Genomic DNA, 26,406 nt, shown 5'->3' on the forward strand with positions numbered 1-26,406 from the left:
AGGGCGCCCCGGTGTGATTTTCAGAAGGGAAGGCCGTATTGTCGCTGCGCATCAAAAGGGCTGCGCGGCCTGGGGCTTCGCCTCCGCACGGTCGGGCCTAAACTGCCGGTTCCCAGACATTCCGCTCCCTGATTCATCATGTCCTCATCACTCGAAGCCGCGGTTCATGCCGCCCTGCAAACCCTGCTGGACCCGCAAACCGGTCAAACCCTGGCATCGGAAAAGGCCATCAAGAATCTGCGCGTGGAAGGCGGCGAGGTGTCGTTGGACATCGAGCTCGGCTATCCCGCGCGCAGTCTGCATGCCGATCTGCAGAAGCAGGCCATCGCCACCCTGCGCGCCGTGGACGGCGTGCAGAACGTCTCGGTGGCGGTGCGCAGCCGCGTGGTGTCGCATGCGGTGCAGCGCGGGCTCAAGCCCCTGCCCGAAGTGAAAAACATCATCGCCGTCGCCTCGGGCAAGGGCGGCGTGGGCAAGAGCACCACGGCCGCCAATCTGGCGCTGGCGCTGGCCAGCGAGGGCGCGCGCGTCGGCCTGCTCGATGCCGACATCTACGGCCCGTCGCAGCCCATGATGATGGGTGTGAGCGGTCAGCCGCAGAGCCGCGATGGGCAGAGCATGGAGCCGCTGGAGAACTACGGCGTGCAGGTCATGTCCATCGGTCTGCTGATCGAAGCCGACAACCCCATGATCTGGCGCGGCCCGATGGCCACGCAGGCGCTGGAACAACTGCTGCGGCAGACGGCGTGGCAGGATCTCGACTATCTCATCGTGGACATGCCGCCGGGCACCGGCGATATTCAACTGACGCTGAGCCAGCGCGTGCCGCTGACCGGCGCCATCATCGTCACCACACCGCAGGACATCGCGCTGCTCGATGCGCGCAAGGGCCTGAAGATGTTCGAGAAGGTGGGCGTGCCCATTCTGGGCATTGTCGAAAACATGGCGATGCATGTGTGCACGAACTGCGGCCATGTCGAACACATCTTCGGCGCGGGCGGGGGCGAGACGATGAGCCGCGATTTCGGCGTGGACTATCTCGGCGGTCTGCCGCTGGACATCCGCATCCGCGAGCAGGCCGACAGCGGCCGACCCACGGTGGTCGCCGACCCCGATGGCGCCGTTGCCCTGAGCTACAAATCCATCGCCCGCGCTGTGGCGGTGAAAGTTGCGCAGCAAGGCCGCGACTACAGCGCCAAGTTCCCGACCATCAGCGTGCAGAACAGCTGAGGCGGTACGAGGCATTCCCCATGACCGCCCGCTGGCAATTCTGGATTGACCGTGGCGGCACGTTCACCGACATCGTCGCGCGACGGCCGGATGGCGTTTTGGTGGCGCACAAACTGCTGTCGGAGAACCCGGAGCAATACCGCGACGCGGCGGTGGCGGGCATCCGCGCCATGCTGGCGCTGCCCGCCGACGCCCCGATTCCACCCGAGCGGGTGGAGAGCGTGCGCATGGGCACCACGGTGGCCACCAACGCCCTGCTGGAGCGCAAGGGCGAGCCGCTGGTGCTGGTGACCACCCGGGGGTTTCGCGATGCGCTACGCATCGGCTATCAGAACCGGCCGAGGCTGTTCGACCGCCGCATCGTGCTGCCGGAGATGCTTTATCAGCGGGTCATTGAAGCGCAGGAGCGCGTGGGCGCGGACGGCGCGGTGCTGCAGCCGCTCGATGTCGGCGCGCTGCGGCGCGATCTGCAGGGCGCCTTCGAGGACGGACTGCGTGCGGTGGCCATCGTCTTCATGCATGGTTGGCACCAGACCGCGCACGAACGGGCCGCGGCGGCCCTGGCCCGCGAGATCGGCTTCGCGCAGGTGAGCACGTCGCACCAGACCAGCCCGCTGATGAAATTCGTCTCGCGGGGCGACACCACGGTGGTCGATGCCTATCTCTCGCCCATCCTGCGGCGTTATGTGGACCAGGTGGCCGCCGAGATGCCAGGGGTGAGGCTGCTGTTCATGCAGTCCAGTGGCGGCTTGGCCGAGGCGCGTGCGTTTCGCGGCAAGGATGCCATCCTGTCCGGGCCGGCGGGCGGTATCGTGGGCATGGCGCGCACCGCGGAACAGGCCGGTCATGCCAAGGTCATCGGCTTTGACATGGGCGGCACTTCCACCGACGTGTCGCATTACGCGGGCAGCTTCGAGCGTGCCTTCGACACCCAGGTGGCCGGTGTGCGGGTGCGCGCGCCCATGCTGCACATTCACACCGTGGCGGCCGGGGGAAGTTCCATCCTGCACTTCGACGGCTCGCGGCTGCGCGTGGGGCCGGACTCAGCCGGGGCCAATCCCGGCCCGGCCAGCTACAGGCGCGGCGGGCCGTTGACCATCACCGATGCGAATGTGATGCTGGGCCGCATCCGGCCAGAGCACTTTCCTGCTGTGTTCGGGCCTCAGGCCGATGAACCGCTGGATGCCGACGTGGTGCGCCTGCGCTTCACCGAGCTGGCCGCGCGCATCTCCCGGGAGACAGGCCAGACACAAAGCCCGGAGACCGTGGCCGAGGGCTATCTCGCCATTGCGGTGCTGGCCATGGCGGGAGCGATCAAGCGCATTTCGCTGGCGCGCGGCTATGACGTCGCACGCTACGCGCTGCAATGTTTTGGAGGAGCCGGCGCACAGCATGCCTGCAGCGTGGCCGAGGCGCTTGGCATGGAGCGGGTGTTCATCCACCGCTTTGCCGGGGTGCTGTCCGCCTATGGCATGGGCCTGGCCGAGCAGACCACCATGCAGCAACGCAGCGTGGAAGCGCTGCTGGACGATGCGCTGCTGCCCCGGCTGCATGGTTTGCGTGACGAACTGGCGGACCTGGCAACGCAGGATTTGCGGGCGCAGGATGTCGCGGCAGACGCCATTCGACTGGAGGTCCGCGTGCTGCTGCGCTATGCGGGCAGTGATGCGGCATGGCCGGTGGCGCTGGACGCCGCGGCACCGATGCGCGCCGCCTTCGAGCAAACCTATCTGCAGCGCTACGCCCACCACATGCCCGAGCGTGATCTGGTGGTGGAGGCGTTGACGGTGGAGGCGGCCGGAGGTGGAGAGCCTGTCCAGGCGGAACCGCCACAGGCAGAAACAGCCGGAGACATGCCGCGCCACGCCAGCCTGGCTGTGTTCATCGCCGGACGCTGGCGAGACGCCGCGCTGGTGCGGCGAGCGGACTGTCTCCCGGGACAACACCTTGATGGCCCGGCAGTTTTCGCCGAGACCAACACCACCATCCTGATCGAACCCGGCTGGCGCGCGCGGATGACGGCGGCGGGTCATCTGGAGCTGTGGCGGCTGGCGGCCAGGGCGCGCGCGCAGGACGGTGATACCGCCATGGATCCGGTGCGGCTTGAGCTCTTCAACAACCAGTTCATGCACATTGCCGAGCAGATGGGGGTGCAACTGCAGAACACGGCGGTCTCGGTCAACATCAAGGAGCGGCTGGACTTTTCCTGCGCCCTGTTCGACAGCCAGGGCCACCTCATCGCCAACGCGCCGCATGTGCCCGTGCATCTCGGGTCGATGGGCGAGAGCATTCAGACGGTGATCCGGGAAGGGCGCTCGTCGATGCGGCCTGGCGACGTGTTCATGCTCAACGACCCCTATCACGGCGGAACCCACCTGCCCGACGTCACCGTGGTCACGCCGGTGTTCGACGAAGACGGCGCGGAGGTGCTGTTCTTCGTGGGGTCGCGCGGACACCACGCCGACATCGGCGGCATCACCCCTGGCTCGATGCCGCCGTTCTCGCGCAGCATTCAGGAAGAAGGCGTGGCCATCGCCCATTTCAAGCTCGTGGACGCCGGGCGCCTGGCCGAGACCGAGGTGCTGCGTCTGCTCTCTAGCGGGCCCTGGCCGGCGCGCAATCCGGCGCAGAACCTCGCCGATCTCAAGGCGCAGATCGCCGCCAACCAGACCGGTGCGCACGAGTTGCGCGGACTGGTGGCCGACTACGGCCTGAACGTGGTGCGGGCCTATATGCAGCATGTGCAGGACAACGCCGAAGCCGCCGTGCGGCGGGTGATTGGCGCACTGCATGACGGCGCCTTCACCCTCGAGCTCGACACCGGGGCCCGCATCTGCGTGGCCATTCGCGTGGATCGTGCGCAACGCAGCGCCATCATCGACTTCACCGGCACCTCGCTGCAGCAGCCCGACAACTTCAACGCGCCCAGGGCCGTGACGGTGGCCGCCGTGCTGTATGTGTTTCGCTGCCTGGTGGATGACGATATTCCGCTCAACGCGGGTTGCCTCAAGCCCCTGCATCTCATCGTGCCCGAGGGGTCGATGCTGGCGCCGCGCTGGCCGGCCGCGGTGGTGGCCGGCAATGTCGAGGTGAGCATGGGCGTGACCAATGCGCTGTTCGGCGCCCTGGGCGTGCAGGCGGCGAGCCAATGCACCATGAACAATTTCACCTTCGGCAACGCCCGGCATCAGTATTACGAAACCATCGCCGGGGGTTCGGGCGCAGGCGGCGTGTTTGACGCGCAAGGTCGCCTGTCTGGGGGATTCGATGGTGCCGACGTGGTGCAGAACCACATGACCAATTCCCGCCTGACCGACCCCGAAGTGCTGGAGTGGCGCTACCCGGTGCGGCTGGACGCCTTTGCCATTCGCCCCGGTTCGGGCGGCGCAGGGCGCTGGAGCGGTGGCAACGGCGGCGTGCGGCGCATCCGCTTTCTCGAGCCGATGACCGCGAGCATTCTCTCCAACGGGCGGCGCGTGCCGGCATTCGGCCTGCATGGCGGCGCGCCCGGGGCGGTGGGCCTCAACAGGGTGGAACGCGCGGACGGCAGCGTCGAAACCTTGCCGTCTTCAGCCAGCGTGGACATGCGGGCTGGCGACGTGTTTGTCATCGAAACCCCGGGCGGCGGCGGTTTCGGCTGAAACGCCCGCGCGCGGGGCCGACCTCAGCGTTTGATCGCGCGCCAGCCGATGTCGCGGCGGTATTGCATGCCGTCGAAATGAATCGTGTTGATGGCCTCGTACGCCCGCTGCTGCGCAATGCGCGGCGAATCGCCCAGGGCGGTGACGGCCAGCACCCGGCCGCCCGACGCACGCAGCACGCCCTGCGGGTCGAGCGTGGTGCCGGCGTGGAAGGTGATGCAGTCGGTCGTCTCGGGAGGAATGCCGGTGATCGCGTCGCCTTTGCGCGGGCTCTCAGGGTAGCCGTGCGCGGCGAGCACCACGCCCAGGGCGGTGCGGCGGTCCCACTCCAGTTCCACCTGGTCGAGCTGACCGGCGATGGCCTTCTCGAACACCACGGAGAGGTCGCTCTTGAGGCGAGCCATGATGGGCTGGGTTTCCGGGTCTCCCATGCGGCAGTTGAATTCCAGCGTCTTGGCTCGGCCCTGGGCGTCGATCATCAGTCCGGCATAGAGAAATCCGGTGAAGGGAATGCCGTCGGCCGCCATGCCCTTGACGGTGGGCTGGATGATCTCGCGCATCACCCGGGCGTGAATCTCGGGCGTGACCACGGGCGCCGGTGAGTAGGCGCCCATGCCGCCGGTGTTGGGTCCGTTGTCGCCGTCGAGCAGGCGCTTGTGGTCCTGGCTGGAGGCCAGCGCGAGTACATGCAGGCCGTCGACCATGACGATGAAGCTGGCTTCCTCGCCCTGCAAAAATGCTTCGATGACCACGCGTGCGCGGCCCGCGTTGTGCTGCACGCCGTAGCGGTTGGCCTGAAGCATGTCGTCGATGGCGGCGTGGGCTTCGTCCGCCGTCTGCGCCACCACCACGCCCTTGCCCGCGGCCAGGCCATCGGCCTTGACGACGATGGGCGCGCCGTGCTGATCGACATAGGCATGGGCCGCCGCGGCCTCTTCGAACGTGGCATAGGCCGCGGTGGGAATGTGGTGCCGCGCCATGAAGTCTTTGGAAAAAGCCTTGGAGCTTTCCAGTTGGGCGGCGGCGCGCGTGGGGCCGAAGATTTTCAGGCCGCGGGCGCGAAAGCCGTCGACGATGCCCGCGGCCAGCGGCGCTTCGGGCCCGACCACGGTGTAGGCGATCTTTTCGCGCACGCAGAACTCGGCCAGCTCTTCGGCATTCGCCACCTGCAGGTTGCTGAGGCGGCCATCCAGCGCGGTGCCGCCGTTGCCCGGCGCGACATAGACCATCTGGACGCGGGGCGACTGCGCCAGCTTCCAGGCAATGGCGTGTTCACGTCCGCCGGAACCGATGACGAGGAGTTTCATGGTGTGTGGCGCCTTAACCGAAGACGGCGTTGTGATAGACCTCTTGCACATCGTCGAGGTCTTCCAGGGCATCGATGAGTTTCTGCATCTTTTCGGCGTCGTCGCCCGCGAGCTCGACCGAGTTGTCGGCGCGCATGGTGATGGCGGCCAGCTCGGGCTGCAGGGACGCGGCCTCGAGCGCCGCGCGCACGGCCTCGAATTGCGCCGGCGGGGTCAGCACCTCGATGGCGCCGTCGTCGTCGCTGATCACGTCGTCCGCGCCGGCTTCGAGCGCGGCCTCCATCACCTTGTCCTCGGAGGTGCCCGGGGCGTAGATCATCTGTCCGCAATGCTTGAACTGGAAAGCCACCGAACCCTCGGTGCCCAGATTGCCACCGTGCTTTGATAGCGCATGGCGGACTTCGGCCACCGTGCGTACCCGGTTGTCGGTGAGGCAGTCGATGATGATCGCTGCGCCGCCCACGCCATAGCCTTCGTAGCGGATTTCTTCGTAATGCACGCCTTCGAGCGCGCCGGTGGCCTTGTCGATATTTTTCTTCACCGTGTCCGCGGGCATATTGGCGGCCTTGGCCTTGTCGACCGCCAGGCGAAGGCGGGGGTTGGCGGTGGGGTCGCCGCCGCCCAGACGGGCCGCTGCCGAGATTTCACGGATGATCTTGGTCCAGACCTTGCCGCGCTTTTCGTCCTGACGGCCTTTGCGGTGCTGGATGTTGGCCCATTTGGAATGTCCGGCCATGGTGGTGCGATGCTCCTGAGGGAAGCCCTGCGGCAGGGCGAAAGCGCGCTGCATGGGCGTTGATAGACTGCGAATTCTACTTTCGCGCCGTGCGTCCGATTCCTCTCAAGGAAACGCCGGGCCGCCCCAAGTTTTCTTGACCCCCGCGGGGGGCGGGCTGGGCAAAGCCCGGCCCTGGGGCACGCTCACCAACCAAGGCTACAGCCATGTCCGAACCCCTTCTCATCGCTCAGCAAGGCACGGTGCGGTGCCAGTTGTTGCCCAGGCTGTCCAATCGGCACGGCCTCATCACCGGCGCCACGGGCACCGGCAAGACGGTCAGCCTGCAGGTGCTGGCCGAGGCGTTCTCACGCATCGGCACGCCGGTGTTCATGGCCGATGTGAAGGGCGACCTGACCGGGCTTTCCCAGGCCGGTGCGATGAGCGCCAAACTGGCCGAGCGGCTCAAGTCGCTCGGCCTGCCCGAGCCGACCTTCGGCGCCTGCCCTGTGACCCTGTGGGACGTTTTCGGCGAGCAGGGACATCCGGTGCGCGCCACCATCTCCGACATGGGGCCGCTGCTGCTGGCCCGGCTGCTGCAGCTCAACGAAACGCAGACGGGCGTGCTCAATCTGGTGTTCAAGATCGCCGACGACAACGGGCTTCTGCTCCTCGACATGAAAGACCTGCGCGCCATGCTGCAGGAAGTGGGCGACAGCGCGGCGAGCTTCACCACCGAGTACGGCAACATCAGCGCAGCCAGCGTGGGGGCCATTCAACGCGGGCTGCTGCAGCTCGAAACCCAGGGCGCCGACAGGTTCTTCGGCGAGCCCATGCTCAATATCGACGATCTGATGCAGACCGATGGTCAGGGGCGCGGCATGATCAATATCCTGGCCGCCGACAAGCTCTATCAGGCGCCTCGCCTGTATGCGACCTTCCTGCTGTGGCTGTTGTCCGAGCTGTTCGAGCGTCTGCCCGAAATCGGTGATCCCGATCAGCCCAAGCTGGTGTTCTTCTTCGACGAGGCGCATCTGCTGTTCAACGATGCGCCCAAACCCCTGCTGGAAAAAATCGAGCAGGTCGTGCGCCTGATCCGCTCCAAGGGCGTGGGGGTGTTCTTCGTCACGCAGAACCCGCTGGACATTCCCGATACGGTGCTCGGCCAGCTCGGCAATCGCGTCCAGCACGCGCTGCGCGCGTTCACGCCGCGCGACCAGAAAGCGGTGAAAACCGCGGCCGACACCATGCGTCCCAATCCGGGCCTGGACGTGGCCCAGGCCATCACCGAACTCGCGGTGGGCGAGGCGCTGGTTTCGCTGCTCGACGAGAAGGGCCGGCCCATGCCGACCGAGCGCGTGTGGATGTTGGCGCCCGGCAGCCGCATCGGGTCCATCACCCCCGAAGAACGCAAGGCGCTGATGCAGGGTTCGCTGGTGGCTGGGGTGTATGAGAAGACGGTGGACCGCGAATCCGCCTACGAACTGCTCAAAGGCCGGGTGCTGACCACGACGGAACCCGCCGAACCCGGTACCACCGAGGCCTCATCTTCCAGCGCCGGGGGCGGGTGGCTCGATTCGCTGGGCCAGGGGCTGGGTGGCCTGGCAAGTGGGTCGGGGCGCAAGGATTCTCTGCTCGAAACCCTGGCCAAATCCGCTGCCCGCACCATCGGCAGTACCGTGGGCCGCGAAATCATCCGCGGCGTGCTCGGCGGTCTGCTCGGGGGCAGCAAGCGCCGCTGAGTCTGCGCGGCGCCCGAACACGCTCAGCGCCCTGGCAGGCCCAGCTCCTGACTCAGCGGCGGTCATTCCATGGCCGCGGGCCATACCCGTCGCGGCGGTCGTGCTCATGGCGCCAGTGGCCGCGATCCCAGCGGCGTACAGGCACCCGGTAGACCGGCGCATAGCCGGGCACATAGCCATAAACCACGGGACGAGGCGGCGGAGGCGGCGCGAAATAGACCGGCGGCAAGCGCGGCGGCGGCGCATAGACCACGGGCGGCGCCTGATAAACCGGATAGCCGTTGGAGAAGGTGCTCACGACGCCGGGAATGCCGACGTTGACCGACCAATACACCTGATCGGCCTGTGCCGGGGTGACCATGAGCGCGGCACTACCTGCCAGGACGAGCGCGATATGACGGAACATGATGTGAACCTCCTGAGTCTTCATGGGATCGATGGTGGAACAACGCCACGACATCGTGCGTGCTGACAGTGCGGACAAAGTTTTTGAGGCGGCGCGTGGCAAGACACTGGGTAAGCGTCAGGCCGTCGTCTGGACTTCAAGAGCAGGCTCGGCTTGTCCAGGAGGGTTGTCCGTCGATGGCGATGACGCCTTCGCGCGCCCTCACTCGCTGAGGCGGCCGATGAAGGCTGAAACGGTGTGCACTGCAACACGACGGCCTCACGCCTGGCGCAGACCTGTTCAAATAGCGAGGCTATGGAATCCGCTGACAAACCCTCCAATTTCCTGCGTCAGATCATCGAGCGCGATCTGACGCAAGGCACTTATGCGAACCGGCGCTTCGCCGGCCATCCGGCAGACGCCGCCGGACATGCCGCAGGGCAGGCCGATCCGGCGCGCATCCGCACCCGGTTTCCGCCCGAGCCCAACGGCTATCTGCACATCGGCCACGCCAAGAGCATCTGCCTGAATTTCGGGCTGGCGCAGGATTTCGGCGGCGTCTGCCATCTGCGCTTCGACGACACCAATCCGGAAAAGGAAGATCAGGAGTACGTCGATGCCATCCTCGATGCCGTGCGCTGGCTGGGCTTCGACTGGAAGGTGGGCGGTGTTCCGCATCTGTTCTATGCGAGCGACGATTTCGACTTCATGTATCGCTGCGCCTGCGCGCTGATCGAGGACGGTCTGGCCTACGTGGACGAACAGAGCGCCGATGACATGCGCCGCAACCGCGGCACACTCACCGAGCCGGGCGTGGAAAGCCCCTGGCGCCAGCGCTCGCCGCAAGACAATCTGCGGCGATTCGAGGACATGCGCGCGGGCCAACACCCGGAAGGCAGCATGGTGCTGCGCGCGAAGATCGACATGGCCGCCCCCAATATCAATCTGCGCGATCCGGCGATTTACCGCATCCGCTTCGCCCACCATCACCGCACGGGCGACACCTGGTGCATCTACCCGATGTACACCTTCGCGCATCCGATCGAAGATGCGATGGAATGCATCAGCCACAGCATCTGCACCCTGGAGTTCGAAGATCAGCGGCCGTTCTACGACTGGCTGCTCGATCATCTCGTGCGGCTGGGCCTGGTCGCCAGCCCGCGGCCACACCAGTACGAGTTCGCCCGGCTCAACCTCACCTATGTGGTGACGAGCAAGCGCAAGCTGGCGCAACTCGTGGCCGAGCACCATGTGGACGGCTGGGACGATCCGCGCATGCCCACCCTGGTAGGGTTGCGCCGACGCGGCTACACGCCCGAGAGCGTGCGCCTGTTCACCGATCGCATCGGCGTGAGCAAGGCCGATTCCTGGATCGACTACAGCGTGCTCGAACAATCGCTGCGTGACGATCTCGACGCCCGCACCCCGCGTGCGATGGCCGTGCTCGATCCGCTCAAGCTGGAGCTCACCAACTGGGCCGAGGTGTTCGGCAGCGCAGCGCACGCCGAGCCCTGCAGCGCGCCGGCGCATCCCGGACATCCCGAGATGGGGCGGCGTCAGTTCGACCTCACGGCGCAGGTGTGGATCGAGCGTGAAGACTTCATGGAGCTTCCGCCCAAGGGCTATCACCGCCTCACTCCTGGCGGCATGGCGCGACTGAAGTACGGCTTTGTGGTGCGCTGCACGGGTTGTGAAAAAGATGCCGAAGGGCGGGTCACCAAAGTGCTTGCCGAACTGTTGCCCGACACCAAGAGCGGCACGCCGGGAGCCGATGCGGTGAAGGTCAAGGGAGTGATTACCTGGGTGAGCGCCAGTCTTGGCGTGCCGGCGCAGGTACGCTTGTTCGATCGCCTGTTCACCGAAGCGCACCCCGACGCGGGGGGGCGCGATTTTCTCGGTGTGCTCAACCCGCAGAGCAAGCAGACGGTGCAGGCCTATGTCGAGCCCGCACTGGCCACCGCCACCGCCGGGGCCTCGTTCCAGTTCGAGCGCCACGGCTATTTCGTCGCCGATCGCGTCGACCATGCACCGGGTCATCTGGTCTTCAACCGCACGACGACCCTCAAGGACAGCTGGGGCAAGTGATGACTCCGTTTGGCGCAGCACTGAGTTTCGGCGCCCCCATGCCCGAAGACAGCAGCGCATTGCTGCGTCTGCAGCAGCAGGGTTTCTGCGTGCTCGGCGCAGCCGAACTGGCGGCGCTGGCCGGGTATGACGCGGCGGGTTGTGCGCCCGCCTTCGATCTGTGGGGCGATCTGCCGCCGGACAACTATCTCAAGGACGGTGGGCACTACCGCTTCCGGCGCCACGGCAGTTTCATCCAGACCCTGCGCCCGAATGCGGGGCCGGCCGCGCTTGAATCCGTGCCGCATCGCGCCCATTGGCAGCCGACGTCCTACAACGCCTTGCATGGCGGCATGTCGCGCTGGTTTGCGCCCCTGAGCGAGGCCTTGCAGCAGGCTGTGTTCTGGCAGCCTTTGCTGCTCGGCCTGGGGCGGCTGTTCGACCAGGTTCGCCCGGCGCCGCGGTGGTTCATCGAGGCGCACCAGTTCCGCATCGATACCCGCGAAGGCGTCGGGCGACCGACGCCGGAAGGGGCGCATCGCGACGGGGTGGATTTCGTCGCCGTGGTGCTGATCTCGCGCTGCGGCATTCGCGGGGGTGAGACGCGGGTGTTCGAACTTGGCGGTCAGCGCGGGGTGCGCTTTACCTTGTCCGAACCGTGCAGCGTGCTGCTGATGGACGACACCCGTGTGATTCATGAAAGCACGCCCGTGTTGCCCGAGGGCGAAACGGCCGGTGGATGGCGTGACACCCTGGTGCTGACATACCGCGCCGGTGGTTTTCTCGATCCTTAAACCCCCGCAGCCTGAGCCATCGCCCACCCGCCTTGCCAGGAAATCAGACATCGTCTTGATCGAGATCAAAGCGCGAAATTCAAGATTCGGATTTGCGGCCATGACCAACTACATTTTGTTACATAATCGATCCACGAAGTCCGACATGGCGTCTGGACACGATGGGAGAGAAAGTCATGCGTCCTTTGCCACCCTTGATGGCAGCTTTGGCCCTGCTTGCGGTACCGCTGCTCAGTCATGCGCAAACCGCGGCCACGCCTGAGCAAATGCAGGAAACCCGCGCCGTCACCGGCGAACTGCTCAAAACCTTGAGCGGCAAGTTGCAGGAGAGCATGAAGGCCAACGGCCCCGCGGGTTCCATCACCGTGTGCAAGACCATTGCCCCCCAGATCGCGCTGGGGCTGGCCGACCGAACCGGCTGGAAGGTCACGCGCGTGGGCACGCGGGTGCGCAACGTCGATCTGGGCACCCCCAATGTCTGGCAGCACAAGGCGTTGGGCCATCTGAACGCCGACCTCAAGTCGGGCGCCAAACCCGAGACCCTGGAGTGGAGCGAAGTGGTGACCGAAAACGGCAAATCCACCCTCCATTACGCCAAGGCGATCGTGTTGCAGCCCCAGTGCATCGCCTGCCACGGTACCGCCTCGCAACTGGCGCCAGGCGTGGCCGACAAGCTCAAGCTCGACTACCCGCACGACCAGGCCATTGACTACGCACCGGGCCAGTTGCGGGGCGCTGTCGTCATCAGCCGTCTGCTGTAAACCCGCGACGACAGGCGGCGGCACGGCCGCCACCAAGGCTCTCGCCACGGCCCCAGCTGACCCGCGCAGACAGCGTCTTGATGGCCGGTCTGGAGGTCGATCCTGCGTTCCTGCCTGTTGTGTTGGCCGACGACGGTGCGGCGGTCGGCGGGCGCCTGCAGATGGCACAAGGGCCCATCTGCGGCGAATCTGGCCGCGGTCTTGCCTTGCATCGCCCCTCGATGGACGCGGGCCTGGAGCGCCTTGAGATCGTTCGGCCCTGGTCCAGCGGCTTGCAGCCTGGTTTCAGTTCCACGCCGTTTGCGAAACAGCCCCGCGATGCGGAGCGGTTCGTGCAGCGCAAAGCTCAGGCGGCCATCGCTTGGGGAGGTTTGGCGGCGGGTTGATGCAGATTGGGCAGGAACACGGCCAGCAAACCGATCAGCGGCAGGAAAGAGCAGATCTGGTACACAGCGTCGATGCCCCACATATCGGCGAGTTGGCCCAGCACCGCGGCACCGATGCCGCCGAGGCCGAACGCCAGTCCGAAGAACAAGCCGGCCACGGTGCCGACCTTGCCGGGAATCAGCTCCTGTGCATACACCACCATGGACGGAAAGGCCGAGGCCAGCATGAAACCGATGATGGCGCTGAGTACCGCCGACATCTCCAGGCTGGCGTAGGGGAGCAGCAGGGTAAAGGGTGCAACGCCCAGGATGGACACCCAGATCACCGCCTTGCGCCCCACGCGGTCGCCGATCGGTCCGCCCAACAATGTGCCCGCCGCCACCGAGAACAGAAAGACGAACAGGTGGTACTGGCCCACTTCGGTGCTGACGTGGAACTTGTGCATCAGGTAGAAGATGAGATAGCTGTTGATGCTCGCCAGGTAAAAGAACTTGGAGAAGATCAGCGCCAGCAAGACAGCCAGCGTGCGGCGCACCAGATGCGGTGGCACGGGGGGCTGTTTGACCGCTGCGGCCTTTTTCGGCAGCCGATGCTGGTGCCCGTACCAACGGCCCACGCCGGTGAGCACGATGATGGCCAGCAGTGCGGCGAGCGAGAACCAGGCAATGCTTTTCTGCCCATGCGGTAGCACCACCCACGCCGCCAGCAGAGGCCCGGTGGCTGTGCCCGCGTTGCCGCCGACCTGGAAGATGGACTGCGCCAGACCGTGGCGTCCGCCCGAAGCCATGCGGGCCACCCGCGACGATTCCGGGTGGAAGATTGAGGAGCCGGTGCCCACCATCGCCGCGGCCACCAGCAAGATGGGAAAGCTCGGCGCCACCGACAGCGTCAGCAGCCCGGCCAGGGTGCAGCCCATGCCCACCGCCAGCGAGTAAGGCTTGGGATATTTGTCGGTGTAGTAGCCCACCAGAGGCTGCAGCAGCGATGCGGTGAACTGATAGGTCAGGGTGATCAGGCCGATCTGGGCGAAATTGAGGTGGAAATCGGTTTTGAACAGCGGGTAGATCGCCAGGATCAACGACTGGATCATGTCGTTGAGGAAGTGCGAAAAACTGATCGCGCCGAGGATGCGGAAGCGGGTCTGCTCCGCTGGGGCGCTGCCGGCGGGGGCGAGCGCAGCGGTGGTCGGTGTGGAACTCACGGTCGGGTTTTTTAGGAGAGTGCAGGGATGCGCGAGAAAGGCCAATCTTGCGCTGGCGCAAGAATAGTGCGTCAAGAAAATGTTTGCGCAGGCAGGGATTTTTCGGCAGGAGGTGCGCAAGACCCGGGGTCGTCTTACCATTTGCTGCATGGCACAAAATGCAAACGCCCTCCCCACCCTGCGTCCGCAGAGTCTGGGCGAGGAAATCGCCAACAGCATCAGCCACGGACTTGGGCTGTTGCTGTCGGTCGCCGCGCTGCCCGTGCTGGTCGTGCATGCCGTGGAGCACCAGCCGGTGGCCAGCGTCGTGGGAGCGAGCATCTTTGGCGCCACCGCCATCCTGCTCTACCTGGCTTCTACGCTCTATCACGCCTTGCCGCAGCCGCGGCTCAAGGCCCTGATGCAGCGGCTCGACCACGCCGCCATCTACCTGCTGATCGCCGGTACCTACACACCGTTCACCCTGGGCGTGTTGCGTGGGGGATGGGGGTGGACGCTGTTCGGGCTGGTCTGGGGGCTAGCGGCGATGGGCCTGCTGCTCAAGGCGCTCGCCGGCGTGCGTTTCCCTCACTTGTCCACGGCGCTCTATCTGGGCATGGGGTGGGTGGTGCTGATCGCCATCGTGCCCCTGGCCGAGCGCATCGCGCCGATGGGCTTGTTCTGGCTGGTGGCGGGCGGTGTGGCCTACACCCTGGGCGTGGTGTTCTTCGTCTTCGACGAGCGTTGGCGCTATGCGCATTTCATCTGGCACCTGTTCGTCCTCGCCGGGACTGTCTGTCATTTCTTCGCGGTGCTCTATTACGCTGTCTGAAACACGTCGTCGTCATAAAATCGAACGATCGTTCTTTTTTATGGCCACCGTGCCTAAAATGCTGTCCAAAGCAGCAGACCGTGGAGACCGCGATGACCCCGCATCAACTTTTGGAACAATTCGGCCCGCGCGAGGCCATGGATTACGACGTCGTCGTCGTCGGGGCCGGCCCTGGCGGATTGGCCACGGCCATTCACCTCAAGCAACTGGCGCAGAAGGCCGGCCGGGAGATGTCGGTCTGCGTGCTGGAAAAGGGCTCCGAGCCGGGCGCGCACATTCTGTCGGGGGCCATCATGGACCCCGGTGCGCTCACCGAGTTGTTCCCGGACTGGAAGGCCATGGGGGCGCCTCTGGGGCAGCCCGTCACGGCGGACCAGTTCCTGTTTCTGAGCGATGCCAACGCCAAGCCCGCACCTGCGGCGTTCCTGCCCGATTGCTTCAAGAATCACGGCAACTACGTCATCAGCCTGGGCAATCTGGTGCGCTGGATGGCGCAGCAGGCCGAGGCCCTGGGGGTGGAGATCTTCCCCGGCTTCGCCGCGGCCGAGGTGCTGTACGACGAGCAGGGAAGGGTGTGCGGCGTGGCCACGGGCCATCAGGGCCTGGGCAAGGACGGCGAGCCGACCGATCACTTTGCGCTGGGCATGGAGCTGCGGGCCAAGTACACCGTGTTCGCCGAGGGCTCGCGCGGTCAGTTGGGCCGCGAGTTGATTGCGCATTTCGAGCTCGATGCGGGCCGCGATCCGCAGAGCTACGGCATTGGCATCAAGGAGATCTGGGAGGTCGCTGCCGACAAACACCAGCCCGGGCTGGTGCTGCACACCGCAGGCTGGCCGCTCGATCCCAAGACCTACGGTGGCGGCTTCGTCTATCACCTCGAAGACCGCAAGGTGGCGATCGGCTTCGTGGTCGGCCTGGATTACGCCAATCCGTGGATGAGCCCGTTCGAGGAATTCCAGCGGCTCAAGACCCATCCGGCCCTGCGCGGCCTGTTCGACGGGGCCAGGCGCCTGGGCTATGGCGCGCGGGCCATCACGGCGGGAGGCTTGCTGTCGCTGCCCAAACTGGTGTTTCCCGGCGGCTGTCTGGTGGGTTGCGAAGCGGGGTTTCTCAACGCTTCGCGCATCAAGGGCAGCCATGCCGCGATCAAGACCGGCATGCTGGCGGCCCAGGCGATCGCCGACGCCCTGGCCGCCGACCGGACGCATGACGAACTCGCGGCGTATCCCGAGGCTTTCGAACGGTCCTGGCTGCATGCCGAGCTTAAGACCGCGCGCAACTTCAAGCAGTGGTTCAAGAAGGGCCGCCTGGTGGGCACGCTGATGACGGGCATCGAGCGCTGGCTGCTGCCGCGCATCGGCATTCAGTCGCCGCCGTGGACGGTGCATCACCACGTGCCTGATCACGCCACGCTCAAACCCGCCGCCGACTGTCCGCGCATCGACTATCCGAAGCCCGACGGTGTGCTGACCTTCGACCGGCTGAGCTCGGTCTATCTGAGCAACACGAATCACGAGGAGAACCAGCCTCCGCACCTCACGCTCAAGGATGTGTGCGTGCCGGTGCAAGTCAACCTCAAGACCTATGCCGGGCCCGAGGCGCGCTACTGCCCGGCCGGGGTGTACGAGTTCGTCAAAGGGCCGGATGGCGGCGACAAGCTTCAGATCAACGCCCAGAACTGCGTGCACTGCAAGACCTGCGACATCAAGGACCCGACGCAGAACATCGTCTGGGTGGCTCCCGAGGGCGGCGGCGGCCCGAACTATGTGGGCATGTGAGGCTGTGCGCCGGCTTGACCACGACACGCGCAATCAGGGGGATGGCGTTGAAAGTGTGAATTAATTGACAAGGCCCGGCATCAGACGGCCCTTACACTTCGCGAACCCAAAAGCCTGCGCCGTCCCGCTGGAACGCGGGGGCGGCCTTAGGCCCCAACTGCCCTCCCTTGTTGCATGCCCGGTTCATCACCCTTGTTCACGCCTGCCCAGCTGCGGGTGCCGCAAGGCCTCTCGCCCATGCGGCGCAGGCTTCGTCGCGGCTATTGGGGTCTTGTGGCGCTCACCCTGTTCTTCGGGGCTTGGCTGGCCTGGATCAACTGGCAGCGTCAGGGCGAGATGCTGCGCAGCACCTTGCGGGTGGAGACCGCCTTTCTGGCGGATGCCACCTCGTCCTATTTCGAGCGCTATGAATCGGTGATGTCCGCCCTGGGCAATGATCTGCTGCTCCGGCCCGAGTTGCTGGACGCGCCCGATCAACTCGTGCCCTTGCTGCAGCGTTATCGCGCCCTGCTGGGGGCCGACCAGGCGCTGGCGATCAATCTGTCACGGCCGGACGGGCAGATGTTCGCCTCGACCGTCGCCTCGGCTGAGAAGTTGCCGAATTTCCGCACCGTGCCCGAGATCTGGCGTGGCATCCACCAGGCCACGCACATGAAGGGACTGGAAGTGGGCAAGGCGGTCTATGGGCCGATGCTGCACCGATGGGTGATTCCGCTGCGTCTGATGATCAAGGATGAAGCGGGGCAGCCGCTTTTCCTGATCGCGGTGCCGGTAGAACTCAACGACTTTCTCGATCGCTGGCGCCGTTCGGTGGCCGCGGCCCAATACGCCACGCCGGGCATGTCGATGGCGCTGATGCGCGCGGATGGCTATCTGCTGGCGCGCTGGCCCACCCCCCAGACCCCTGACCTGCAGCGGTTCTACAGCACCCGTCGCCAGGGGGCTTTGGCGAACGCCATCCTGGCTTCGCCTCAGGCGCAGTCAGGCCTCTTCAATGGCCGGGTGGATTCGGACTCGATACCTCGCCTGGGCGCCTGGGTGCGCCTGCCGCAGTACGGCGTGCAGGTGACCATGACGGTGCCGCGAGCCCTGCTCTGGCGCGACTTCTGGCGGGCCTACTGGCCGGCGCTGACCATCCTGGCGCTGTGGCTGGGGCTGCTGACCCTGACCTACCGGCTGGTGGTGCGACAGGCCGAACGTGAGAGCACACAACTGCGTGATCGCGCCGAAATCATGTATCGGCTGGCCAATCAAGACAGTCTGACCGGCCTGCTCAATCGCCGCGGCATGGGCGAGTATCTTCAACGGGCTCACGACTATGCGCAGCAGGAGGGCATCGGTTACGCGCTCGTGCTGTTCGATCTCGATCATTTCAAGCTCATCAACGACGGCTTCGGTCATGCCGCCGGCGACGCCGTGCTGCAGCAGGTCGCGCATCTGCTGCAGACCCGGGTGCGCAAGGAAGATCATGTGGCGCGCTGGGGCGGAGAGGAATTTCTCGTGCTGCTGCCCGATTCCACTCTGGAAACGGCGCACGCCGCCGCCGAGAAGCTGCGCGACATCATCGCCCATACCCGCATGTCGGTGGGGGGCTCGGAGCTTCGGTTGTCGGCGAGCTTCGGCGTCTCGGCCTGGGAGCCTGGGGCCAGGCTGACCATCGCCGAACTGCTGGGCCAGTGCGACTCCGCGCTTTACAACGCCAAGGCGGCCGGCCGCAACCGCGTCAAGCAGTTCGAGGGCAAATCGGCGCACGACTACCTGCGGGGCTTCACCTTGAAGCGCGCCATCGAGGACGACCGCATCCGTGTGGCCTATCAGCCGCTGGTGTCGCTCGCCGACGGACAGGTCGTCGGCTACGAGGCCCTGGCCCGGTTGGTCGGCGAGGACGGCGAAGTGGTGCCGGCAGGGCAGTTCATCGACGTGGCCAGCCGTTTGCGGCTGGAGCACCGCATCGATTCGCGGGTGTCCAAGCAGGTGATGTCCCGCTGCAGCACGCGCATCGAAGCGACCGGCGCGCCGATGAAGTACATGATCAACTGTTCGGCCGATTTCCTCAGCCGCCCGGAGGATGTTCAGCAACTGCTCGACCGGGCTCAGCACTACTGCGAAAGCTGCGCCATCGACATGACGGGCCGGGACAAGCCCATGGTCATCGAGATCACCGAGCGCCAGCTCATCGGCGATGCCGAGGCGGTGCGCCGTCTGGTGCAGCCGCTGATCGATTTCGGCTTCCAGCTCGCGGTGGACGATTTCGGCAGCGGCTACTCGTCCTACCTCTACGTGCTCAAGTTGCCGGTGAGCTATCTCAAGATCGAGGCCGAACTGGTGTGCGAGGCGGCGCACAGCCCGCGCGCGCAGGCCATGGTCCGCTCGATCAACGCCATGGCGCACGAACTCGGCATCCTGACCATCGCCGAGGGCATCGAAGACGAGGCCACCGCCGAGGCCATGCGCCGCATCGGCGTGGACTGGGGACAGGGCTACTACTGGGGACGGCCAGAGGTCGAGGCGTGAGCGCCTCTAGGTTTTCTCGTGAACTGAGCGGGCCGCCGCCCCGGCTCGTTGCAGAAAATCGATGACGCGCGGCATGTGCTGCAGGAACGCATCCATCGCATCGTGTCCGCCGGGGCCGACCTGCAGTTCAACCGACCGGCCGGCTGCTGCCGAGTGCAGACGATAGACGTCGTTCACCGGCACCACCGTGTCGCCTTCGCCATGCATCAGCAGCACCGGGCAACCCAGTTGCGGCAGGGTGGCGATCGGGGCTATCCGGTCGAAGCGGTAGCCGATGGTGTGTTGAACATGGCTGCTCACAGCAGCGCCGATGACGGACTCGGGCAGACCCTGTTCGGCCATCCAGCGCTGCATCATTTCGGCCGGGTGCGCGAAGGCCGACAGGCTCACGACAGCGCAGATGCGCGGTCGCCAGGTGGCCGCCAGCAACACGGCGCCCGCGCCGACCGAATGACCCAGCAAGGCGATGCGCTGCGGGTCGATGGCGGGCTGTTCGGCCAGCCAGTCCGCCGCATGCGCGGCGTCTTCGGCGAAACGCGGCAGCGAGGCGAAGGTGTCGCCATCGCTGGCGCCGTGACAGCGCGCGTCGAGAATGAGCAGCCCGAACCCCGCTTCATGCAGCCCCGGGGCCAGCGGCAGCATCTGATCGGCATTGCTGCCCCAGCCATGCAGGATGACGAGTGCGGGGGCTGGCCGCAGCGCGGCCTGCGGTGCGGGGATATGCCAGGCGTGCAGTTGTTTGCCGTTGGCCGTGGACAATCTCACGGAGGCAAAAGGCAGGCCGAGTTCGCCCGGTGTGCGGACATGCGCCAGCCGCGGAGCACGCAGGCTGCGCCGCAGCGCCCAGTGAAACAGCGGGCGCAAGGGGGGCGTCATCATCCACGGCAGCACCGTGGGGAGCAGGGCGGCGAGCCATCTGAAACGGAGCATGGGTCGCGCAGTGTAGGGCGACATGGTGCTGGCGGCCGCTTCCGTCTGACCCTTTTGACCCGGCATGGAGAAGTAGGCGCGGGTCGCGGGCCTCACCCTGCAAGGCCTCCCCCTCCCAACCTCCCCCACGCTGTGGGGGAGGCGTGTTGACTCCCTCTCCACTTGTGGGGAGGGTCGGGGTGGGCGTCTCTTCCTCCCAACCTCCCCCACGCTGTGGGGGAGGCGTGTTGACTCCCTCTCCACTTGTGGGGAGGGTCGGGGTGGGGCGCCGTTTCAAACATCCAAGCGCCGGATCAACAGGTTCTGATCAGTTCCAATAGGGTTTTGACTTTCGACGCTCACACCATGCAATTCCTTCTGCGTCAGCCCGATCCGCGCGCCCAGCACCGGCTTCAGGAGGCCGGCACCCATCCGCTGCTGGCGCAGTTGTTCGCCTCGCGCGGGGTGAAAGAGGCGCAGGAGCTGGAACTGGCCTTGCCGCATCTGCTGCCGCCCGCCCTGCTCAAGGGCGCCGAACAGGCGGCGCGGGCCCTGGCCGACGCCATCGCCAAGGGCGAGCGACTGCTCATCGTGGCCGACTACGACTGCGATGGGGCCACGGCCTGTGCGGTGGGGCTGCGCGGCCTGCGGGCCATGGGGGCGATGGTGTCCTATCTCGTGCCCAACCGTTTCACCACCGGCTACGGCCTGTCGCCCGCGGTGGTGGATCTGGCGCTGCAGCAGGCCGGAGGCAAGCCCGACTGGATCGTCACCGTGGACAACGGCATCGCCAGCGTGGAGGGCGTGGCCCATGCGCGCGCCCACGGCATCCGTGTGCTCGTGACCGATCACCATCTGCCGGTCGACACGCTGCCGGAGGCCGAGATCATCGTCAATCCGAACCAGCCGGGATGCGGCTTCCCGAGCAAGTCCATTGCCGGGGTCGGGGTGATGTTTTATGTGCTGCTGGCGTTGCGCAGTGAGCTGCGCCAGCGCGGCGTGTTCGACGCGGCGCATCAACCGCGCCTGGACGCTCTGCTCGACCTCGTGGCGCTGGGGACCGTGGCCGACGTGGTTCGGCTCGACGCCAACAACCGCCTGCTGGTGTCGCAGGGCCTCAAGCGCCTGCGCGCGAGGCACATGCAGCCCGGCGTCGCCGCCTTGCTTCAGGTGGCGGGGCGCGAGGCGGCGCGGGTGAACAGCGCCGATCTGGGCTTTGCGCTGGGTCCGCGCATCAACGCCGCGGGGCGCCTGGCCGACATGACCGTGGGCATCGAATGTCTCACGACCGACGACCCCGCCCGCGCGCTCGACCTCGCGCAGATGCTCGATACCTTCAACCGCGAACGCCGCAGCATCGAAGACGGCATCAAGGCCGAGGCGCTGGCCATGCTCGAAGGGCTGGATCTCGGCGCGGCGCAGGGCGCAGGCGACGAGGGAACGGCGGCCATCAGCCTGTTCGCGCCGCACTGGCACGAGGGCGTGATCGGCATCGTCGCCGGGCGCATCAAGGACCGCGAGCATCGTCCCACCTTCGTGTTCGCCCCGGCAGAGGACGGCACCCTGCGCGGCTCGGGCCGATCGATCGCCGGATTCCATCTGCGTGATGCCCTTGATCTGATCGCCAAACGCGAGCCCGGCCTCGTGCTGCGCTTTGGCGGCCATGCGATGGCCGCGGGCTGCTCGCTGGTGCCGGACGGTTATGCGCGGTTTCGCGCCGCCCTGAACCGGGTGGCCGGCGAGTGGCTCGAACCGTCGCAGCTGCAGCGCCGCGTAGAGGTCGATGGGCCGCTGCCCGTGCAATGGTTATTGCCCGAAATGGCGTCTTTGCTGGGCGCGCAGGTGTGGGGGCAGGGCTTTGCGGCGCCCTTGTTCAGCGCACGGGTACAGATCAGACAGCAGCGCCTGATCGGCGAACGTCATCTGAAGGCCAAGGTCAGACTGGTGGACGCCGAAGGGGTGCCAGGCAAGGACTTGTTCGATCTCGTGGCCTGGGGACGTACCGATTTTCTGCCCGACGAGGCGCGCATCGCCTATCGTTTGGAGAGCAACACCTGGCAGGGCATCACCCAGGTGCAGCTCGTGCTTGAAGCCATCGAAGGGTAAGTGCTCCCGCCGAAAATCTCGCTGCGCGCGGCTCTCCCCCAGGGGGCGAGAAGCCCTTGGGGCGGCCCTGCGGGTGGCTCCAGCTCGCTTGATTACCGCGCCGTGGCGCGTCTTTGCACGCAGTCCACATAAGCCGCACCATCCGGCGGCAGACCGCTGCGCTGCGCCGTCCACAGCATCTCGCCCAGACAGTCCATGATGGCGTGGTGCGCGTCATGTTCGCCGAGCTTGCTGCGCAGCAGCTCGAAAGCCTGGCGAATGCCCGGCGGCTGGTCGATGGACACCTGCTCGGCGATCGACAGATGCATGGACAGGTGCAGAAACGGGTTGGTGCGTCCCTGCTCCACGGCGTAGTCGCGGCTGGCGCTTAGCGGGTTGGCGAGTTCCTCGTGGTATTCCGGGTGGAGTTCCATCCAGTCGGCGGCGATCAGTTCCAGCGGGGTGAGCACGCCGCCCGCGCGATGCCGCTGCCAGGCGGAAAGAAAAAACTGCCGAACCTCGTCTTTGCTGGGATTGAACATGGTGCTCGTATTGTCCCGCAGGGTTCGCAATCTTGCCCTGCGGCCGTGCTTGCATTCGCTTACAAAGCCGTTTTGAGCGACGATTTCAAGCCTTCCCACTTCACGAGAACCAACATGCCTCAGATCGATGCCGGCGCCCTGCGCCAACTCTTCGACGACGCGCGAACCCACAATGCCTGGCTGGACCAGCCCGTGCCCGAGCCTCTGCTGCACCAGCTCTACGACCTGATGAAGTGGGGGCCGACCTCGGCCAATTGCTCACCGGCGCGCATCGTGTTCGTGCAGTCCCAGGCGGCCAAGGCGCGGCTTGCGCCGTGCATGAGCGAGGGCAACCGGGCCAAGACTCTGAAGGCGCCGGTGACGGCCATCGTCGGCATGGACATGGCGTTCTACGACCACCTGCCTGAGCTGTTTCCGAACAACCTCGATGCGCGCAGCTGGTTTGCGGGCAAGCCCGACGTCATTGCGTCCACGGCGATGCGCAATGCGAGTCTGCAGGGCGGCTATCTCATTCTGGCCGCCCGCGCCCTGGGCCTGGACTGCGGCCCGATGAGCGGTTTCGATGCCGAGGCGGTGAACGCGGCGTTCTTCGCCGGGACCGAGATCCAGGCCAATTTTCTGTGCAATCTCGGCTACGGAGATCCGGTCGGGCTGTTCCCCCGCAACCCGCGGCTGAGTTTCGAGCAGGCCTGCCGCATCGCCTAGGCCGACCGCTGAGAGCGGCGTGGAACTGGCGCGCCGGTTCTGGTAATTTTCACCCATCGTTTCCAGAACGCCAGAACTGAAAGGGTGCGCCATGCCGGTCATCGTTGTCGCCAATCCCAAGGGCGGAGTGGGCAAGTCCACGCTATCGACGCAGATCGCGGGCTATTTCGCCAGCCAGGGCCATGCCGTGATGCTGGGCGACTCGGACCGGCAGGAATCGTCCCGCCTGTGGCTGTCGCTGCGCGATCGGGCCTTGCCCCGCATCGACACCTGGGAGATGAGCCACGACTACATCGCCAGGCCGCCCAGGGGAACGACGCATGCGGTGATCGACACCTCGGCCGGCTTGCACGGCTGGCGGCTGAACGATGTGATGAAGCAGGCCGGCAAAGTCCTGGTACCGCTGTCGGCCTCGATTTTCGACATCTACGCCACGCAGGCGTTCGTGCAGAAGCTGCGCGAATCGCGCGAAAAGCACGGCTTCGACCTAGCTCTGGTGGGCGTGCGCATCGACCCTCGCACCCATGCCGCCGAGCAATTGCAGGCGTTCGTGGCGCAGAGCGGCCTGCCCATGCTGACCAACCTGCGCCAGACCACGCTGTACCCGCAGATGGCGGCCCACGGCCTGACCCTCTGGGACCTGCCGCCCAGCCAGGCCGCCCGGGACCTGGAACAGTGGCAACCCGTTACTGACTGGCTGGAGCGGTCGGTCTGAATCCGGTCCTTCCGGCCAGGGGGAGGCCCAAAAAACAAGGCACATCCCGGAATGACTCCGCAGGATGTGCCCAAGCTGCAAGGAAACGGTTCGACGGCTTCGTCGTGGGTGGGGGTTGCCGCGTTGAGTGAGGAATTGGTGAGATTCGATCGGTGTCAGACCGCGCGTTCGGGCTGCGCCACCAATCCGAGCGCGGGACGATTGACGCGGAACAGGCGCGGGCCGACATGTTCGAGCAGCTTGTCGCGCTCGAACTGAGCGATGACGCGGCTGGCCGTCTCAAGGGCCACGCCCAGCATGGCGCCGAGGTCGCTGCGCTTGGGCAGGGTGATGGTGTCGTTGAGTTCCGGATCGGCCAGCTTGAGCAGCAGGCGCGCCATGCGCGCGGGAATGGCACCCGAGCCCAGCAGCAGCGCCCATTCGTCGGTATCGCGCAGGGCGCGATGCCAGCGCTCCAGGAATTCCTGGCGCAGATTGGGCACCTGTTCCTCCATCTTGCGGATCACATCGACCGGGATGCGGCACACCCGCACCGCGCCAATGGCCGAGGCGTGGTGCATGTAGGGCTCGTGAATGAAGCACTCCAGGCCGATGAGGTCGCCGCGACGGGCCACGCGGGTGATGCGGCGGGTGCCATCGGGCAGCACACGTTCGAGCTTCACATAGCCGGTCTTGATGGTGTAGAGCCACTCACCGCGCTGCCCTTCGCTGAACAACTGCTGGCCCGCGCCGTATTGCATGTCGTCGATGACCTGATGGAAATTGTCGAAATCTTCCATGCGCAGCGCGCCAAACAGGGCAATGCGGCGCACGCCGCAGTTGCGGCAATCCGACGCGCCGCGCCAGGCGTTGACCACCTCGGTATGCCCCATGCGGCTGGCGGCCGGCTCCTTGGTGCGCGCAAGGGTCTTGCGCAGATTGGCCAGAGGAATGGCGGTGGTGGACGGCGGGCTGGCGAAGGTGGTTTCCATGGTGTGCTCTCATTGACGTGGCGCAATATTAGCGAATGCTGATATAGACTTGTCAATATAGGGAATTCACGGTGAGAACTAGGGAAAACCCTTGTTTTTGGCCTTCTTCCTTGCGCCCAATCGATTTTTGCAGCGCACAAAACGCTGAAAAACTGTCGCAGTTGTGACACAGGCGTACCACAGGTTTGCGAGGGTCTGCCGATCTCTACAGTGCGTGCGGCCAGGCCGGGCTTGCACCTACACTTCTTGCTCTGACCGATCACACCATGAAGAAAGGCGATCCCAGCATGATGGATGTGCAGACTCTGGCCGCACGCGATGTGCGGCGCGCCCTGGAAGAAGATGTGGGAACGGGCGATCTCACGGCTGCCCTGATCGCGCCGGACGCCATGGCCCAGGCCACGGTGCGCAGCCGCGAGGCGGCCCGCCTGTGTGGCGCGCCCTGGGCCAATGCGTGCCTGCGCGCCCTCGATCCTGGCGCTCATGTGGAGTGGCTGACGCCAGAAGGCGGGACTCTGCGGGCCGATCAGGTCTTCCTGCAACTGCGCGGCAACGCCCGCGCGCTGCTCACCGCCGAACGCACGATGCTCAATTTTCTGCAACTGCTCAGCGCCGTGGCCACGCGCACGGCCGAGTATGTGGACGTGGTGCGCGGCACGCGGGCGCAGATCGTTGATACCCGCAAGACCCTGCCCGGGCTGCGCCTGGCGCAGAAGTATGCCGTGCGCGTGGGCGGGGGCATGAATCACCGTCTGGGGCTGTTCGACGCCGTGCTGATCAAGGAAAACCACATCGCCGCCGCGGGTGGAGTGACGGCCGCCCTGGAGCAGGCCAGGCGGGTTGCGGCGCAGGCCCAGTTCATCCAGATCGAGGTAGAGACCCTCGAACAACTCGATGAGGCCCTGACGGCGCAGGCGAGCATGATCCTGCTGGACAATATGTCGCTGGAACAATTGCGCACCGCCGTGCACCTCAACGCCGGACGCGCCGTGCTCGAAGTCTCGGGCGGGGTTGATCTTCAAACCGTGCGAGGCATTGCAGAAACCGGCATCGACCGCATCTCGGTGGGCAAGCTCACCAAGGATGTACGCGCCGTCGATCTGTCGATGCGCTTCACTCCGGCCTGATTGACCTGCTTCGCCCAACAGG

At 65.9% G+C, this 26,406-nt stretch carries 20 protein-coding genes; 13 read left to right on the forward strand and 7 right to left on the reverse strand.

The window, feature by feature from the left end; all coding sequences use genetic code 11:
- Nucleotides 1–138: 138 nt before the first annotated feature.
- Both apbC and BVH73_RS12350 read left to right on the forward strand, forming a co-directional pair.
- A complete protein-coding gene (gene apbC, locus BVH73_RS12345; protein WP_079419092.1) occupies nt 139–1,230 on the forward strand; it encodes an iron-sulfur cluster carrier protein ApbC in 1,092 nt (363 codons plus the stop codon).
- Nucleotides 1,231–1,250: 20 nt separating this feature from the next.
- A complete protein-coding gene (locus BVH73_RS12350) occupies nt 1,251–4,871 on the forward strand; it encodes a hydantoinase B/oxoprolinase family protein (RefSeq protein ID WP_079419094.1) in 3,621 nt (1,206 codons plus the stop codon).
- A gap of 23 nt (nt 4,872–4,894) precedes the next feature.
- On the opposite strand, the gene purD is transcribed toward BVH73_RS12350, so the two are convergent.
- Both purD and BVH73_RS12360 read right to left on the reverse strand, forming a co-directional pair.
- On the reverse strand, nt 4,895–6,178 hold the full coding sequence (gene purD / locus BVH73_RS12355; RefSeq protein WP_079419096.1) for a phosphoribosylamine--glycine ligase: 1,284 nt from the start codon (nt 6,176–6,178) through the stop codon (nt 4,895–4,897).
- 13 nt (nt 6,179–6,191) lie between these two features.
- A complete protein-coding gene (locus BVH73_RS12360) occupies nt 6,192–6,914 on the reverse strand; it encodes a YebC/PmpR family DNA-binding transcriptional regulator (protein ID WP_079420600.1) in 723 nt (240 codons plus the stop codon).
- A gap of 206 nt (nt 6,915–7,120) precedes the next feature.
- Between BVH73_RS12360 and BVH73_RS12365 the strand changes: the two genes are divergently transcribed.
- A complete protein-coding gene (locus BVH73_RS12365; RefSeq protein WP_079419098.1) occupies nt 7,121–8,635 on the forward strand; it encodes a helicase HerA-like domain-containing protein in 1,515 nt (504 codons plus the stop codon).
- 52 nt (nt 8,636–8,687) lie between these two features.
- Here the strand turns inward: BVH73_RS12365 and BVH73_RS12370 are convergent, their stop codons facing one another.
- Nucleotides 8,688–9,041, reverse strand: coding sequence for a glutelin (locus BVH73_RS12370; protein WP_079420602.1), 354 nt, complete (start codon nt 9,039–9,041; stop codon nt 8,688–8,690).
- Between the two features lie 294 nt (nt 9,042–9,335).
- Between BVH73_RS12370 and BVH73_RS12375 the strand changes: the two genes are divergently transcribed.
- The 3 genes from BVH73_RS12375 to BVH73_RS12385 all read left to right on the forward strand — a co-directional run bounded on the left by BVH73_RS12375 (nt 9,336) and on the right by BVH73_RS12385 (nt 12,639).
- Nucleotides 9,336–11,105 (forward strand): glutamine--tRNA ligase/YqeY domain fusion protein, encoded by a 1,770-nt coding sequence (locus BVH73_RS12375; RefSeq protein WP_079419100.1) that lies wholly within the window; start codon nt 9,336–9,338, stop codon nt 11,103–11,105.
- Nucleotides 11,105–11,878, forward strand: coding sequence for a 2OG-Fe dioxygenase family protein (locus BVH73_RS12380; protein ID WP_079419102.1), 774 nt, complete (start codon nt 11,105–11,107; stop codon nt 11,876–11,878). Before BVH73_RS12375 ends, BVH73_RS12380 begins: the two co-directional genes overlap by 1 nt.
- Before the next feature lie 176 nt (nt 11,879–12,054).
- The gene (locus tag BVH73_RS12385) at nt 12,055–12,639 is read left to right on the forward strand and encodes a Tll0287-like domain-containing protein (RefSeq protein WP_245800337.1); all 585 of its coding nucleotides are present in this window, start codon (nt 12,055–12,057) and stop codon (nt 12,637–12,639) included.
- A gap of 346 nt (nt 12,640–12,985) precedes the next feature.
- On the opposite strand, the gene BVH73_RS12395 is transcribed toward BVH73_RS12385, so the two are convergent.
- A complete protein-coding gene (locus BVH73_RS12395; RefSeq protein ID WP_079419108.1) occupies nt 12,986–14,227 on the reverse strand; it encodes an MFS transporter in 1,242 nt (413 codons plus the stop codon).
- Between the two features lie 148 nt (nt 14,228–14,375).
- Here BVH73_RS12395 and trhA point away from each other — a divergent pair, with 148 nt between their 5' ends.
- From trhA to BVH73_RS12410, 3 genes are all read left to right on the forward strand, one after another.
- A complete protein-coding gene (trhA, locus tag BVH73_RS12400; RefSeq protein WP_079420604.1) occupies nt 14,376–15,038 on the forward strand; it encodes a PAQR family membrane homeostasis protein TrhA in 663 nt (220 codons plus the stop codon).
- Between the two features lie 92 nt (nt 15,039–15,130).
- Complete coding sequence (locus tag BVH73_RS12405) at nt 15,131–16,816, forward strand: electron transfer flavoprotein-ubiquinone oxidoreductase (protein WP_079419110.1); 1,686 nt, start codon at nt 15,131–15,133, stop codon at nt 16,814–16,816.
- A gap of 174 nt (nt 16,817–16,990) precedes the next feature.
- Nucleotides 16,991–19,330, forward strand: a complete 2,340-nt coding sequence (locus tag BVH73_RS12410; protein ID WP_079419112.1) for a putative bifunctional diguanylate cyclase/phosphodiesterase — start codon at nt 16,991–16,993, stop codon at nt 19,328–19,330.
- 6 nt (nt 19,331–19,336) lie between these two features.
- On the opposite strand, the gene BVH73_RS12415 is transcribed toward BVH73_RS12410, so the two are convergent.
- Entirely contained in the window at nt 19,337–20,260 is a 924-nt protein-coding gene (locus BVH73_RS12415) for an alpha/beta hydrolase (RefSeq protein WP_079420606.1), read from the reverse strand.
- A 345-nt stretch (nt 20,261–20,605) separates the two neighbouring features.
- On the opposite strand from BVH73_RS12415, the gene recJ reads away from it, so the two are divergent.
- Nucleotides 20,606–22,345 (forward strand): single-stranded-DNA-specific exonuclease RecJ, encoded by a 1,740-nt coding sequence (gene recJ / locus BVH73_RS12420; RefSeq protein WP_079420608.1) that lies wholly within the window; start codon nt 20,606–20,608, stop codon nt 22,343–22,345.
- A gap of 92 nt (nt 22,346–22,437) precedes the next feature.
- On the opposite strand, the gene BVH73_RS12425 is transcribed toward recJ, so the two are convergent.
- A complete protein-coding gene (locus BVH73_RS12425; protein ID WP_079419114.1) occupies nt 22,438–22,866 on the reverse strand; it encodes a DUF1841 family protein in 429 nt (142 codons plus the stop codon).
- A 114-nt stretch (nt 22,867–22,980) separates the two neighbouring features.
- Between BVH73_RS12425 and BVH73_RS12430 the strand changes: the two genes are divergently transcribed.
- Together BVH73_RS12430 and BVH73_RS12435 are read left to right on the forward strand one after the other, a co-directional pair.
- Nucleotides 22,981–23,571 carry a malonic semialdehyde reductase gene (locus tag BVH73_RS12430; RefSeq protein WP_079420610.1) on the forward strand — a complete coding sequence of 197 codons (591 nt, stop codon included), beginning with the start codon at nt 22,981–22,983 and terminating at the stop codon, nt 23,569–23,571.
- 91 nt (nt 23,572–23,662) lie between these two features.
- The gene (locus BVH73_RS12435) at nt 23,663–24,286 is read left to right on the forward strand and encodes a ParA family protein (protein ID WP_079419116.1); all 624 of its coding nucleotides are present in this window, start codon (nt 23,663–23,665) and stop codon (nt 24,284–24,286) included.
- Nucleotides 24,287–24,441: 155 nt separating this feature from the next.
- On the opposite strand, the gene BVH73_RS12440 is transcribed toward BVH73_RS12435, so the two are convergent.
- Nucleotides 24,442–25,257, reverse strand: coding sequence for a Crp/Fnr family transcriptional regulator (locus tag BVH73_RS12440; RefSeq protein WP_079419118.1), 816 nt, complete (start codon nt 25,255–25,257; stop codon nt 24,442–24,444).
- A 287-nt stretch (nt 25,258–25,544) separates the two neighbouring features.
- On the opposite strand from BVH73_RS12440, the gene nadC reads away from it, so the two are divergent.
- Entirely contained in the window at nt 25,545–26,384 is an 840-nt protein-coding gene (gene nadC / locus BVH73_RS12445) for a carboxylating nicotinate-nucleotide diphosphorylase (protein WP_079420612.1), read from the forward strand.
- Nucleotides 26,385–26,406 lie beyond the last annotated feature (22 nt).

This window comes from Thiomonas intermedia (assembly GCF_002028405.1).
In the GTDB taxonomy this organism is placed as follows: domain Bacteria; phylum Pseudomonadota; class Gammaproteobacteria; order Burkholderiales; family Burkholderiaceae_C; genus Thiomonas; species Thiomonas intermedia.